Here is a 13,616-nt window from a genome sequence, read left to right on the forward strand (position 1 = left end):
GACGCGAATGCAGGTCGGGACGGAATGCTGGCGGGTCGAACGCGCCGAACAGATGGCGGTGATCGTCGATGCGGAGAAGTATTTCCGGACCGCACGTGTCGCCATGATGGGGGCAAAGCGCCGTATCCTGTTGATCGGCTGGGATTTCGACGCCCGCATCGAGCTCGAACCTGGCGTCGCGCGGCCCGGCGAACCGAAGAAGCTCGGCGAATTCATGCTGTGGTTGGTCGAGCGCGAGCCCGAGCTCGAAGTGTTTGTGCTGCGCTGGGATACCGGCGCGATCAAGTCGCTGTTCCGCGGCTCGACGATTTTCACGATGATGAAGTGGATGAAACATCCGCGCATCCACACCAAGCTCGATGGGCATCATCCGACCGCGGCGTCGCATCACCAGAAGATCGTCATCATCGACGATGCGCTGGCGTTCTGCGGCGGGATCGACATGACCGGCGATCGCTGGGACACGCGCGATCACCGCGACGACGAGCCGCACCGCGTCCAGCCCTCCGGCAAGCCGTACAAGCCGTGGCACGACGCGATCAGCGCGGTGCAAGGCCCGATCGCGCATGCGCTGGGCGAGCTGTTCCGTCGCCGTTGGCATCTGGCCGGCGGGATGAAGATGGCGGTAGGCAAGCCGGGCGGGAAGAGCTGGCCCGAGGGGCTGGAGGTCGATTTCCACGACGTCGACGTCGCGATCGCGCGCAGCGAACCCGAAATGTCGGACCAGGAGCCGGTCTACGAGAGTGAGGCGCTGTTCCTGGGCCAGATCGCCCGCGTAAAGCGGCATCTGTACATCGAGAGCCAGTATTTCGCGTCGCGGAAGATCGCCGAGGCAGTCGCCAAGCGGCTCGGCGAAGCCAACGGCCCCGAGATCGTCATCATCAATCCGACCACCGCGCAAGGCTGGCTCGAACCGATCGCGATGGATACCGCACGCGCGACTGATGGAGGCGCTGCACCGGCGCGACACGTATAACCGGCTGCGGATGTATCATCCGTACACCGCGGGGGGCGAGGCGATCTATTGCCATGCCAAGATCCTGATCGCCGACGAGGACGTGTTCCGGCTCGGCTCTTCGAACATGAACAACCGCTCGCTGCGGCTCGATACCGAATGCGACCTCGCAATCCGCGCCAGCGACGAAGCGACGTCGCAGGGCATTGCGGCGATTCGCGATGGGCTGATCGCGGAACATCTCGGTGTGGAGGTATCGGTGGTGACCGATCTGATCGCCGAGACGGGCTCACTGATCGAAACGATCGAGCGGCTGCGCGGCGAAGGCAAGACGGTACGGCCCTATGAGGTGCCCGATCTGACGTCGGTCGAGGAGTGGCTGGCCGACAACGAGGTGCTCGATCCCGAAGGGCCGGAGGAGATGTTCGAGTCGCTCAGCAAGCGCGGCCTGTTCCGGCGGTTGCGGCGGAAGAAGTAAGGGCAACGCCTAATCCTCCCCCGCAAGGGGGAGGTGGCACCGAAGGTGACGGAGGGGGAGGCCTGCGCAACCTCTGTTCCATGTCCTCCCCCTCCGACTGGCAAGCGCCAGCCACCTCCCCCTGGCGGGGGAGGATAAAGCGAAGTCCCCGAAACCCACAAAAGGCCGCGGCACCCCCGGTACCGCAGCCTCTAGCGCTCCCGAAAACTGGGGAGTTACGCGACCTGTGCTTCGAGCACCTCGTCGGGTTCGCGCAGCACATAGCCGCGACCCCAGACGGTCTCGATGTAATTCTCGCCATCGCATGCCAGGCTGAGCTTCTTGCGCAGCTTGCAGATGAACACGTCGATGATCTTCAATTCCGGCTCGTCCATCCCGCCATAGAGATGGTTGAGGAACATTTCCTTGGTCAAGGTCGTGCCCTTGCGGAGCGAGAGCAGCTCCAGCATCGCATATTCCTTGCCGGTCAGATGAACGCGGCTGCCATCGACTTCGACCGTCTTCGCGTCGAGGTTGACCGCCAGCTTGCCGGTGCGGATGACCGACTGGCTGTGCCCCTTGGAGCGGCGGACGACGGCGTGGATGCGCGCGACCAGCTCCTCGCGGTGGAACGGCTTGGTGACGTAATCGTCGGCGCCGAAGCCGAAGCTGCGCACCTTCGAGTCCATCTCGTTCACGCCCGACAGGATCAATACCGGCGTCGACACGCGCGCGACTCGCAGGCGCTTGAGCACGTCATAGCCGTGCATGTCAGGCAGGTTGAGGTCGAGCAGGATGATGTCGTAATCATACAGCTTGCCCAGATCGAGGCCTTCTTCCCCGAGATCGGTGATGTAGACGTTGAACCCTTCGGTCGTCAGCATCAGCTCGATAGCCTTCGCCGTGGTCGGCTCGTCCTCGATCAGCAGCACCCGCATGCGTCGTCCCCTTTTCGCGAGACCGCCCGACACCCCATGTCAGCAGCTCGACTTCGATTTATTAACCACACAACATCTGAAGGCAAAAGGTTAATTTCGAACTAAGGCTCAAGGCCCTGTACGGTGGTGGGCGAAATCGAAGCGCGCTTTGGTGCAGGGGAAATGTAGCCGCCCGGCGGATCGGCACTGCGGCGAGGTTGCCGAACAATTCCAGGCGAGCCCGCACCGTGACGCGAAACGTGCCGCGGCATCGGCAATTATTTCATCAACCGCGTGCTGTCTGTCGGTCGACCTGTCGGTCGACGTCATGGCGAGTCGTTTCGCTGAGCGTCGCGTAGACCGATGCCTGATCAAGATGCGCCCGACGTTGGGAGAGGGTATCGGCAGTCGCGGCGGCATTGAGCTCCGCGTCGGCCAGCCGCTCATAGTCGGCGGCGGTAACGATGGTGGACAAGGAAAATCTCGATCGCTGGCGGTTGCGCGCATATCGACGCTCGGCGCCGACGTCGATTTGAAGCGGCACCAGGAACGGCACGTCGCCGCATAAGGATGCCGATCTGAATCTGAGTGAGCCCTGGGCCGCGTCAGGGCGAGCCGGGGCCGGGACGAGGCGCGCCGCTGAACCGCAGCCGCGCATGCGGTGCGTTCAGAGCGGGTCGCGCAGTCGCCGCGTCAGGAACTCTATCAGTGCTTCGACACGTGCGGGGCGGAGCGGACTGGGTGGGGTCAGAAGATGTAACCCGATCGGGGCAGGCGCCCAGTCGCACAGGATCGTCGTGAGCGCGCCCGTGGCGAGATACGCGTCGATGATGAAATCGGGGAGTCGCGCGATACCGAGCCCTGCGACCAACGCCGGTATGATCGCCTCACCGCTGTTGGCGGTCAACGGCCCGTGCGCGCGCACCGAAACCTCCGCGCCGCCTGGGCCTTGAAAGCGCCAGGGTCCGACGACGTTGGAATAGCCGAACAGCTTGTGTTCGCCGAGTTGCGCGGGATGTGTCGGCGTACCATGGGCTTCGAGATAGCGTGGCGCTGCGACGAGATGCGCCTGGATCGTGCAGAGCCTGCGCGCGCGGAGCGAACTGTCGGGGAGTTCGGCGATACGCAGTGCGACGTCGAACCCCTCGGCGACGATGTCGACGCGCGCGTCCGACAAATGCAGGTCGACCTCGATCCCGGGATGCGCGGCGAGGAATTCGGCGAGCAGTGGCGCGACGTTGGTGATGCCGAAGCTCATCGGCGCGGCGAGGCGGACGCGGCCGGTTGGCGCGCTGGCCGCGTCGTTGGCGGATTCCTCCGCAAGCCGCGCTTCGGCCAGGATGCGCGCGGCGTGCTCGGCGAGCGGCTTGCCGGCTTCGGTCAGCGCGAGCCTGCGCGAGGTACGGTGGAACAGCGACTGACCGAGATGCGCCTCCAGCCGGGTGATCGCCTTCGACACGGTCGCCTTGCTCAGCCCGATCGCATCGGCGGCGGCGCTGAACGAGCGATGCTCGACGACGCTGGCGAAGATCGCCCAGGCTTCGAGATCGGGCAGGCGCATCAGGAGGGCTCCGCAAACATCATAGATGTACCACCCCGGTGGAGGCCGGGGCCCAATTGAGAGACGGCGATAACGAAGCGCAGTCCTCCGTTATCTCGACCTTTCCAATTGGGCCCCGGCCTTCGCCGGGGTGGTTGATCTGACCGACGCCACGCTAGCACCGAAACGATCGGTTTCCAGCGTTTCTATTTACGTTCCTATCGCCGCGCTTATCTTGGCTGCAACCAGTGGAGACATTTCATGACGACCACGACGATGACCAAGATCGACCGCCGCCCCTTCGAAAGCCTCGGCCATGCCGATCACGGCTGGCTTAATGCGCGCCACCATTTCTCGTTCGCCAGCTACTATGACCCCGCGCGGATGGGCTGGGGCGCGATCCGGGTGTGGAACGACGACCAGATCGCTGCGAACTCGGGCTTCCCGCCCCATCCGCACCAGGACATGGAGATCATCACCTATGTCCGCAGCGGCGCGATCACGCATCAGGATCTCGCTCGGCAACAAGGGCCGCACCGAGGCGGGTGACGTCCAGGTGATGAGCGCGGGCACCGGCGTCCGCCATGCCGAGTATAACCTCGAGCCTGAGACGACGACGATCTTCCAGATCTGGATCGAGCCGTCGCGTAAAGGTGGCTCGCCGAGCTGGGGTGCCAAGCCGTTCCCGAAGGGCGAGCGCTCGGGCCAGTTCGTGACGCTCGCGAGTGGGTTCGAGGGGGACGGCGATGCGTTGCCGATCCGCGCGAATGCCCGTGTCCTGGCGGCGACGCTGAAGGCCGGCGACAGCGTCGACTATGCGATCGGCGAGGGGCGGCACGTGTATCTGGTGCCCGCGACCGGCGCGATCACGATCGGCGACGAAGCGTTCGGCGCACGCGACGGCGCGGCGTTGCTGGGCGGTCAGACTGTCACGATCACGGCACAGGATGATGCCGAGATCGTTCTGGTCGACTCGGAATAAACTCGCGCGGCGACCTAACCGTCACCCCAGCGAACGCTGGGGTATCCCGGTTCGGGCCGCCGCACTCGCCTCATGAAGACCCCAGCGTCCGCTGGGGTGACGGACTTTCTAGGAGACTGACAATGACCAAGGTTCTCGTGCTGTATTACTCGTCCTACGGCCATATCGAGCAGATGGCGGATGCCGTCGCCGAGGGCGCGCGCGCCGGTGGTGCCGAGGTCGATATCCGCCGCGTCGCCGAAACCGCACCGCAATCGGTAGTCGAGGCCGCGCATTTCAAGACCGATACCGCGCACGCCGAGATCGAAGGCCCCGCCGCGCTCGAGCAGTATGACGCGATCATCGTCGGTGCGCCGACCCGCTTCGGCCGGATGCCCGCGCAGATGGCGCAGTTCTGGGACACGACCGGTGGCCAGTGGTTCTCGGGCGCGCTGATCGGCAAGGTCGGCGGTGCGTTTACCTCGACCGCGAGCCAGCATGGCGGCCAGGAAACGACGTTGTTCTCGATCATCACCAACCTGATCCATCACGGCATGACGATCGTCGGGCTCGATTATGGCTTCCAGGCGCAGATGGGCGTCGACACGGTCAAGGGCGGCTCGCCCTACGGTGCGACGACGATCTCGGACGGCGACGGCAGCCGCATGCCGAGCAAGGAAGAGCTCGATGGCGCCCGCTACCAGGGCAAGCGGATCGCCGAGACCGCGGCCAAGCTGAGCGCCTGAACCGAGACGCGACGCGGGCGACAACGCCCGCGTCGTTTCGCGCTTGCGATCAGCCGATCAGCAGGCGCGCGCCCAGCGCGGCGAACAGGGCGGGTGGCATGACAACCGCGCCCACCTTCAGGAAGCGCCAGAAGCCGACATCCTCGCCTTCGCGACGGATCGCGGTGAGCCACAGGATTGTTGCCAGCGAGCCGGTGATCGACAGGTTAGGTCCGATGTCGACGCCGATCAGCAACCCGTCGGTGACGATCTGCGGGACATGTGCCTGGCCTAGCGTGGTGCTCGCAATCAGTCCGGCGGGCAGGTTGTTCATCAGGTTCGATGCGAACGCCAGGATCGTCCCGGCAACCCCGGCCGTTGCGGCAGGCGAATTAGCGGCACCTTCCGCCAGCCAGCGCGCAAGCATCGCGATCACGCCGGTGCTCGCCAGCGCCTCGACCAGTACGAACAGCCCCGCGACGAGCGGCAGCACCGCCCACGACACCGATCGCAACGTCGTCACCGGCGATTTGCGGCCACCAATGCAGATCGCCGCGGTGGTCGCGATGCCCGCCAGGCACGTCGGCAGCCCGAGATCATAGCCGCGCGCCGACGCGACGATCAGCAGCACCGCGGTCGCGACGATCCCGCCGAGCGCGACCAGCCCGCCACGTGGTAGCGTGGTGGTTTCTACGTCGGTCTCGCACGTTCCGCCCAGCCGCTCGCGCTCGACCCAGCGCAACATCGCGAACGTCACGCCGATCGCCATCACCGATGGCAATGCGAACGACGCCATCCACGCGCCGAGCGTCGGCATCTTGCCACCGTACAGAACGAGATTGGCGGGGTTCGAGATCGGCAGCACGAAGCTCGCCGCATTGGCGATCAGCGCGCACGCGAACAGCATCGGCAGCGGATCCGCCTTCGCCTTCTTCGCCGCAGCATAGACCGCCGGGGTGAGCACGACCGCGGTCGCATCGTTCGACAGGAACGTCGTGACGACGATGCCGACGCCGAACACCAGCGCGAAAAGCCGGCTGGTCGAACCCTTCGCCATCCGGACGGCGTGCACCGCGACCCAGTCGAACAGCCCTTCCGCGCGCGCCACCTCGGACAGCAGCATCATGCCGATCAGGAACAGATAGACGTCGCCGCCTTTCAGCACTGCGGTCCACGCATCGCCGATCGGCAGCAGGCCGAACACGATGAGCACGACCGCGCCGGTCACGGCCCACACCGCTTCGGGAAGCTTGAACGGCCGGGTAATGACGCCGAACGTCGCGATGAAGCAGATCGCCCAGATCGCGTACCGGGCCACCATGTCGGGGTGTGTCACGTATGGGGTACCCCGTTAGAAACCATCGGTCGTGCGGCTAGAGCATGGTCGCTCGTCATGCGGATCACCAGTCCAGGCCGTTCTTGTTCGGGCCACGCTGCGCACCGTCGATCCCACGCTCAGGCCATGCGCCAATGGCGTGGACGTCGCGGCCCAGGGCAGTTGGCGGATTGCGCTTGAGACGCGGTGGTCCGAGGCGGTCGACGGGCCGAGGCGCGCGGACGAGAATCTCGATCACGTCCTCACCGCCATCGCTGCGGACTGTCAGCCGGTGGAGACCATCGGCGGCACCGTCGATCGTCGCCTCCCACAGCCCCGCTTCGTTGCGCGTCATCGCGACCGCGACGCCATCGTCGAGCCGGGCGAAGGCTTGGGTCGGGGCAGGGTGGCCGAAGATCTTGGCACGGACGACGAAGGACCCGTTCGGGACATGGCCTAAGTGATCCGGATCGGTGATCAGCCGACGATCGGCGGGCGCGGTGATCTGCACTAAAGGCCACGGATCGTCGATCGCCTGGAACCGCCAGCTCGGCACGCCGTCGTCGAGCGTTACGACCGAGAACCCCGGTGCGCCCTCTTCGATCTGGCCGGTCGAGCGCGTCGCGCCATAGACGACGCGGCCATCGTTGAGCAGCTCGTTGTAATGCGTGTGCCCGGTATCGACGAACGCGACGCGGTGTGCGGCGAACAGCCCGGCAATCCCGTCCGGGTCGTCGCGCAGATCACCTGGATACGCATGCATGAACACGGCGCTGCGCAAACCGGCGGCGGTCGCGGCGCTCAGTTCGCGTTCGATCCACCGCCGCTGGTCGGGGTCGATCCGGAAGTCGGGGCCACCGTCACCGGCGGATACGATATCGAGGAACAAGCAACGATAGCCGTTCATCGTGACGGCATAGGGCGCCAAGTTGGTCGTGATCGCATGCATCGCGGTCAGGCCGCCGGGTTCGAAATCATGATCGCCTGCCAGCACATGCCAGGGAAGCGACAGCCCGGTCATCGCGTCGGCGATCCGCGCATATTGGTCGTCCGTCCCGTGATTGGCATTGTCGCCCGGCAGGAATGCGAAATCGACGGCGCTGCCCTCAGGCCCCCGACCCATATGCGCCTGCGCCGTCGCCACAAGTGCGCGAAATCGCGACAGTCCTTCATACCCATCGGCGTCGTCGACATGCAGGTCGCCAAAGTGAATCCAGGTCAGGCATCCTGCCATTATAGTTGCTTTCAAGTCATTTCTGCCGTTCGCAGCCAAGCGCAACGATGAAGGCATCGTTCCGTGACATTTTCTTCATGATTTGAACCTGAACCTACTCGTTCAGTTTCGGTTTAACCTAAGAGATCATTTGAGAAAAGCAGATCGTATATATTCTTCGGCGTCGGAAACTTTGCCGCCGGCCAGATCTTTAGCGCTCGACGAAAAGCGACTTCGAAGGACTCTTGATGGCCATAACCGCGGACAAGGCGCCCGAAATCACAAGTGGAAGCGGGCAGTCCGGCAAGGTCCCCACGCGGACCCTCGACGCGCTGAACTTCTTCCTGGCCGACGTCCGCGATGGTCTCGGGCCGTATCTGGCGATCTACCTTATCGCGGTGCGTGGGCCCGCGCATGGCTGGAACGAGGCGACCGTCGGTGCGATCCTGACGATCGCCGGGATCGTCGGGCTGATCTCGCAGACGCCGGCCGGCAGCCTGATCGACCGCGCCAAGAACAAACCCCGGATCGTGATGATCGCTGCGTTGCTCGTCACGCTCAGCAGCATCTCGCTGCCGGTCGTCAGCGGCTTTACCGCGGTCGCCGTGACGCAGTCGATCGCGGCGATCGCCGGCGCGGTGTTCGCCCCCGCGATCTCGGCGATCACGCTCGGGCTGGTCGGACCCAAGCTGTTCGCCAAGCGCGTCGGCCGCAACGAGGCGTTCAACCACGCCGGCAACGCGGTCTCGGCGGCGCTGGCAGGCGTTCTAGCTTGGAAGTTCGGCCCGGTCGTCGTGTTCTGGCTGATGGGCGGGTTGACCGTGGCCAGCATCATCAGTGCGTCGCGCCTGAAGAACGAGGATATCGACAATGCGGTCGCGCGCGGGCTCGATTGCGAACCCGACGAGGGCGACGACGATTGCGAGCAGCCGAGCGGGTGGAAGGCCTTGCTCGAGAACAAGCCGCTGATGATCTTCGCGCTTACCGCGTTCCTGTTCCACCTCGCCAACGCGGCGATGCTGACCTCGGTCAGCCAGCTGCTCGCGCGGACCGTCGGCAAGGATCAGGCGACCTCGCTCACCGCCGCATGCATCGTCGCGGCACAGCTGGTGATGGTGCCGGTCGCGATCGTGGTCGGGCGCAATACCGATCGCTGGGGGACCAAGCCGCTGTTCCTGGTCGCCTTCGCATTTCTCGCCGCGCGCGGTGCGCTCTACACCGTGTCGGACAATCCATGGTGGCTGGTCGGCGTGCAGGCGATGGACGGCGTCGGCGCAGGGATCTTCGGCGCGTTGTTCCCGGTTGTGATCGCCGACCTGACCAAGGGCACCGGCCGCTTCAACGTCAGCCAGGGCGCAGTGGCGAGTGCGCAGGGTTTGGGCGCGGCGCTGTCGGCGACTCTGGCGGGCGCAATCATCGTCTGGGCGGGCTATACCGCCAGCTTCCTGACGCTGGCGACGATCGCCGCGCTGGGGCTGGGGCTGTACGTGCTGGCGATGCCCGAGACCAAGGACAAGCTCACGTCCTAAACGTGGATCGTGGTTGGCTTCGCGCTTTAGCGGCTCGGCCCGCGTGTCCGAGCGTGATGAGAGCCCCGGGGCAGGGGCAGTTATTCCGCAAAAGGGCCGGCGGCGATCGCGTCCACCCATGACGGGGCGTGGTGATCGGGGAGATAGCGGTCGCCGAAGTCGCGGATAAAGGTGTCGTAGGTCGACTCCGGCTGGGTTGTTGCCATGGCGATTGCGCAACTGGCGAACTCGGTCTTGAAGTCGAGCCGAGGGACCGCATCGATCACCGCGGCGATCTCGGCCGGATCCAGCGTGGCGTAGTCGGCGGTTCCAAAATCCACGCCGATGCCGCGCGACGACAAGGCGACTTCGGTCTCCTTGAACAGGCTGATCGAGTGGGTGACGTGCAGCGCGATCCCATCCCATACGAGCTGCGCGCGGCGATCATCGAATCCCAGGTCGCGCACGAACGCGCGCGAGGTTGGCGCCGTTGACCTCGAACTGGTGTGGGCCCTTACCGTGCGCAGTAAAGCCCAGGTCGTGGAGCAGGGTGGTCACTGCGACGATCTCGGCGTCGAACGGTTCGTTGCGCCGCGCGCCGATCTTGGCCGCGAATATCCAGGATCGGGTGACGTGGTTGAACAGCACCGGTGACATGCGATCACGTGCGAAGTCGAACGCCTTCAGGATTGCCGGTGTCTCGGTGAGATCGGCGAACCGGGCGCGTAGCTGGCCGTGCGATAGCGGGTCGGATACGACCGCGAGGATCGCGGCGTCTGGCAGGGTCGAGGACATGGCGAGTCTCCCGCGCGCCCGCGCAACGCGGCGGCGTGATGGACGAACAGGATCTGTCGGTTGGCGGACGGGGGAATAACCCGTCCGCCGTCCCGCTCAGCTACGGATGAACGCCAGGATATCCGGGTTCAGCACATCGGCGTGGATCGTTGCCATGCCGTGCGGATAGCCGGGATAGGTCTTGATCGAGCCGTTCTTGAGCAGCTTGACCGCCATCCGCCCGGTCGTGTCGATCGGGCAGACCTGGTCGTCCTCGCCGTGCAGGATCAGCACGGGCTGGTCGATCGATTGCAGATCGGCGGTGAAGTCGGTGTCGGCGAACGCGGTGATGCAGTCATATTGCGCCTTGATGTCGCCGACCATCGCCTGCCGCATCCAGTTGGCGGAGACGGCGGGAAGGATTTTCGCGCCGGCGCGGTTGAAACCGTAGAACGGGCCGGTCGCGAACCCGTTGTAGAAGTCCGCGCGATTGGCGGTGGTGCCGGCGCGGATGCCGTCGATCGCCTCGGGAGGCACGCCATTGGGGTTGGTCGGCGACCGCGTGAGCCGCGGCGGGATCGCGCCGATCAGCACCGCCTTGGCGACGCGGCCGTTGCTGCCGTATTTCGCGACATAGCGGATCGCCTCGCCACCGCCTGTCGAGTGACCGATGTGGATGGCATTGCGCAAACCCAGATGCGCGGTGACCGCAGCGACGTCGGCGGCATAGGTATCCATATCGTTGCCGCTGGATGCCGGGCTCGACCGGCCATGTCCGCGACGATCATGCGCGATCACGCGATAGCCCTGCTGCGAGAAGAACATCATCTGCGTGTCCCAGTCGTCGCCACTGAGCGGCCAGCCATGATGAAACACGATCGGCTGCCCCGCGCCCCATTCCTTGTAGAAGATTTCGGTGCCATCCTTGACGGTGATCGTGCTCATGGTCTTGTCTCCTGCAGCGTGTTGACCGTGTTTCAGCGGACCGGCCATGCTTTCGCTACCAAGCGCGAGCGCGGATATGATCGCGGTTCCCAAAAGAATATCGCGACGCGACCCACTGAGAAGCGGCTGTATTCCTGAATGCTTGGGCGTCGGCATGGTGTGATCCCCGAATAGTGTCGGCGTGTTGCCGCCATGGGTGTATTAACTTGCGTCTATTACGGGCGTGACGGGCCGAACTGACAAAACGCGGGGGAAAACTGACAAATGACGACCCGAACCATCCGCGCGCCCCGACCCGTGGAGATCGCCATCGTCGTGCGGGACAAGGTCATGCTCGGCATCGTCCACGGGCTGACCGACCTGTTCCGGATCACCGACGATCTGAGCCGGGTGCGTCTGGGCGTGGATGCGCCGGTCGTTCGGCTCAGCCACTTCGCCGATACCGGCGCCGGCGGGATCATGCGGACCTTCGATACGGTCCCCGACGCGATCACAGTTACAGGCGCAGCTATCCAACCGGACATGCCTAGCGTCATCATCATTCCTCCGTGCGAGACCGCTGCGCTGGGTATCGAGACCGACCGCAAATGGTCGGACTGGCTCACGGCGCGTCATGCGGCGGGGGCGGTGCTAGGATCGATCTGTGGCGGGACGTTCCTGTTGGCGCAGACGGGGCTGCTCGACGGACGTCGCGCCACCACGCACCTGATCTGCGCACCCGATCTGGCGACGATGTTCCCCACCGTGCAGGTCGATTTCGACGCGTTGCTGACCGAGGAGGACGACCTGATCACGGTCGGCGGGGTGATGGCATGGACCGACCTCGGGCTCGTCGTCGTCCGGCGCTTGCTGGGTGCTGTCGCGATGATGGAGACCGCGCGCTTCATGATGATCGATCCGCCGGGGCGGGAGCAGCGCTTCTACAGCACCTTCTCGCCCGAGATGGGACACGGCGATGCCGCGATCCTGAAGACGCAGCGGCATTTGCATGCGCGCGGCCCGCTCAAGGCGAGCGTCACCGACATGGCTGGTTGGTCGGGGCTCGAATTGCGTACGTTCGCGCGGCGGTTCCACGGGGCCACGGGGTTGCGGCCGAACGAATATCACCAGCGCCTGCGGATCGAAAAGGCCCGGGAGATGCTGGAGACGACGACGACGCCGATCAACCAGGTCGCGTATGATGTCGGGTATGGCGATCCGGGGTCGTTCCGCCTGACATTTTCCAAACTGATGGGGTTGAGCCCGCGGGACTATCGAAAGCGATTTGGTCACACCGCCGGCTTGCAGCCCTGAACGCCAATGCATGGTCGCACGGATCGGGGCAGGGTGCTCGACCTGCCGATAGTCAGCGCGTTTCGTCGGGATGAACCGCTGCGACCAGCGCCGTGATCGTGGGAGATTGCGCGAGCTCGTTCGGGTCGGCGTGCGGGGCGAAGACGAGGCCGATGTCGCGGGTGAAGTCGAAGCCCTCAAGATGTGCTCGGACGATGCCGGGCTCGCCGAAACAATCGGGCATCACCGTGATGCCGAGGCCCGCGCGGACATAGCTCAGCGCCTTGTCGTCGCTGGTCGTGCGCGACGCGAACACCGGGCGCACGCCCCGCGTCGTAAAGAAGCGGCTGGTCTCGGGCAGCAGTTCGCAGTGGCGACGTACGATCATCGGGTCGTTGCCGAGCTCCTCCGCACGGATCACGTCGCGACCCGCGAGCGGGTGCGCGGTGCCGAGAGCGAGGCTGTAGCCCTCGGTAAAGAGCCGTTGGCTGGCGTAATCGTCGCCATCGCGCAGGAGCATCAAGGCGACGTCGATCCGGCCGCGCGCGAGCCGCTCGCGCAGGTCGCGCTCCTTGCCCTCGACGATCTCGATCTGGCTGCCCGCGCCACGCGACCGATGCTCGCGGAGGAAATCCTCGATCCAGCGACGTGGCGTCGTCGCCAGCACGCCGAGCCGCAGCGTCTGCTGGGTTGGCGTGCCGACCACCTCGCGCTCGGCAGCGGCGAAGGTCGCCTCGATCGTGCGGGCATGGGAGACTAGCCGCGCGCCGGCATCGGTCAGCGCGACGCGTCGGTTGGTGCGGTTGAACAGCGGGTGGCCCAGCGCGGTTTCGAGCTTGGCGATCCCGACCGACAAAGTAGGCTGCGACACGTTGCAGGCCGCCGCCGCGCGCGAGAAGTTGCCGGTATCGATGACGGATAGGAAATACCGCAGATGATAACGATCGATCATAGGCATTATCTATAGCGTTGATCGCGATCTTTCAATTTTCCAGCGATCGGGCAATCCCGTAGATAGTCGTCAAAAGATCGAC

Annotated in this window: 12 protein-coding genes and 2 pseudogenes; 5 read left to right on the top strand and 9 right to left on the bottom strand. The window is 65.0% G+C overall.

Annotated features, from left to right (window positions below; all coding sequences use genetic code 11):
* Positions 1–7 precede the first annotated feature (7 nt).
* A pseudogene (locus tag QP181_RS18600) lies at positions 8–1,433 on the top strand (phospholipase D-like domain-containing protein).
* Between the two features lie 215 nt (positions 1,434–1,648).
* Here QP181_RS18600 and ctrA read toward each other — a convergent pair.
* From ctrA to QP181_RS18615, 3 genes are all read right to left on the bottom strand, one after another.
* On the bottom strand, positions 1,649–2,350 hold the full coding sequence (ctrA, locus tag QP181_RS18605; RefSeq protein ID WP_055872989.1) for a response regulator transcription factor CtrA: 702 nt from the start codon (positions 2,348–2,350) through the stop codon (positions 1,649–1,651).
* Between the two features lie 265 nt (positions 2,351–2,615).
* On the bottom strand, positions 2,616–2,885 hold the full coding sequence (locus tag QP181_RS18610; RefSeq protein WP_333929442.1) for a hypothetical protein: 270 nt from the start codon (positions 2,883–2,885) through the stop codon (positions 2,616–2,618).
* Between the two features lie 111 nt (positions 2,886–2,996).
* Entirely contained in the window at positions 2,997–3,890 is an 894-nt protein-coding gene (locus tag QP181_RS18615) for a LysR family transcriptional regulator (protein WP_132896179.1), read from the bottom strand.
* A gap of 240 nt (positions 3,891–4,130) precedes the next feature.
* Between QP181_RS18615 and QP181_RS18620 the strand changes: the two are divergent.
* Positions 4,131–4,851: pseudogene (locus QP181_RS18620) on the top strand (pirin family protein).
* Positions 4,852–4,973: 122 nt separating this feature from the next.
* Entirely contained in the window at positions 4,974–5,576 is a 603-nt protein-coding gene (gene wrbA, locus QP181_RS18625) for an NAD(P)H:quinone oxidoreductase (RefSeq protein ID WP_132737817.1), read from the top strand.
* Between the two features lie 49 nt (positions 5,577–5,625).
* On the opposite strand, the gene QP181_RS18630 is transcribed toward wrbA, so the two are convergent.
* Together QP181_RS18630 and QP181_RS18635 are read right to left on the bottom strand one after the other, a co-directional pair.
* Complete coding sequence (locus QP181_RS18630; protein WP_333929444.1) at positions 5,626–6,876, bottom strand: arsenic transporter; 1,251 nt, start codon at positions 6,874–6,876, stop codon at positions 5,626–5,628.
* Between the two features lie 79 nt (positions 6,877–6,955).
* Positions 6,956–8,119: a metallophosphoesterase family protein gene (locus QP181_RS18635; protein WP_333929445.1), complete on the bottom strand. Its 1,164-nt coding sequence runs from the start codon at positions 8,117–8,119 to the stop codon at positions 6,956–6,958.
* Between the two features lie 212 nt (positions 8,120–8,331).
* Here QP181_RS18635 and QP181_RS18640 point away from each other — a divergent pair, with 212 nt between their 5' ends.
* Positions 8,332–9,612 carry an MFS transporter gene (locus tag QP181_RS18640; protein ID WP_333929446.1) on the top strand — a complete coding sequence of 427 codons (1,281 nt, stop codon included), beginning with the start codon at positions 8,332–8,334 and terminating at the stop codon, positions 9,610–9,612.
* A gap of 80 nt (positions 9,613–9,692) precedes the next feature.
* On the opposite strand, the gene QP181_RS18645 is transcribed toward QP181_RS18640, so the two are convergent.
* The 3 genes from QP181_RS18645 to QP181_RS18655 form a co-directional block, all read right to left on the bottom strand.
* Positions 9,693–10,058: a hypothetical protein gene (locus QP181_RS18645; RefSeq protein ID WP_333929447.1), complete on the bottom strand. Its 366-nt coding sequence runs from the start codon at positions 10,056–10,058 to the stop codon at positions 9,693–9,695.
* The gene (locus QP181_RS18650; protein WP_333929448.1) at positions 10,036–10,386 is read right to left on the bottom strand and encodes an HD domain-containing protein; all 351 of its coding nucleotides are present in this window, start codon (positions 10,384–10,386) and stop codon (positions 10,036–10,038) included. The genes QP181_RS18645 and QP181_RS18650 overlap by 23 nt, the downstream gene beginning before the upstream one ends.
* A gap of 96 nt (positions 10,387–10,482) precedes the next feature.
* Positions 10,483–11,310, bottom strand: a complete 828-nt coding sequence (locus QP181_RS18655; protein WP_333929449.1) for an alpha/beta fold hydrolase — start codon at positions 11,308–11,310, stop codon at positions 10,483–10,485.
* Positions 11,311–11,574: 264 nt separating this feature from the next.
* On the opposite strand from QP181_RS18655, the gene QP181_RS18660 reads away from it, so the two are divergent.
* Positions 11,575–12,603: a GlxA family transcriptional regulator gene (locus QP181_RS18660; protein ID WP_333929450.1), complete on the top strand. Its 1,029-nt coding sequence runs from the start codon at positions 11,575–11,577 to the stop codon at positions 12,601–12,603.
* A gap of 52 nt (positions 12,604–12,655) precedes the next feature.
* Here QP181_RS18660 and QP181_RS18665 read toward each other — a convergent pair whose 3' ends face one another.
* Entirely contained in the window at positions 12,656–13,534 is an 879-nt protein-coding gene (locus QP181_RS18665; RefSeq protein ID WP_333929451.1) for a LysR family transcriptional regulator, read from the bottom strand.
* Between the last annotated feature and the right edge of the window lie 82 nt (positions 13,535–13,616).

Origin of the sequence: Sphingomonas sp. LR55 (genome assembly GCF_036856015.1) — a bacterium.
Taxonomy (GTDB): domain Bacteria; phylum Pseudomonadota; class Alphaproteobacteria; order Sphingomonadales; family Sphingomonadaceae; genus Sphingomonas.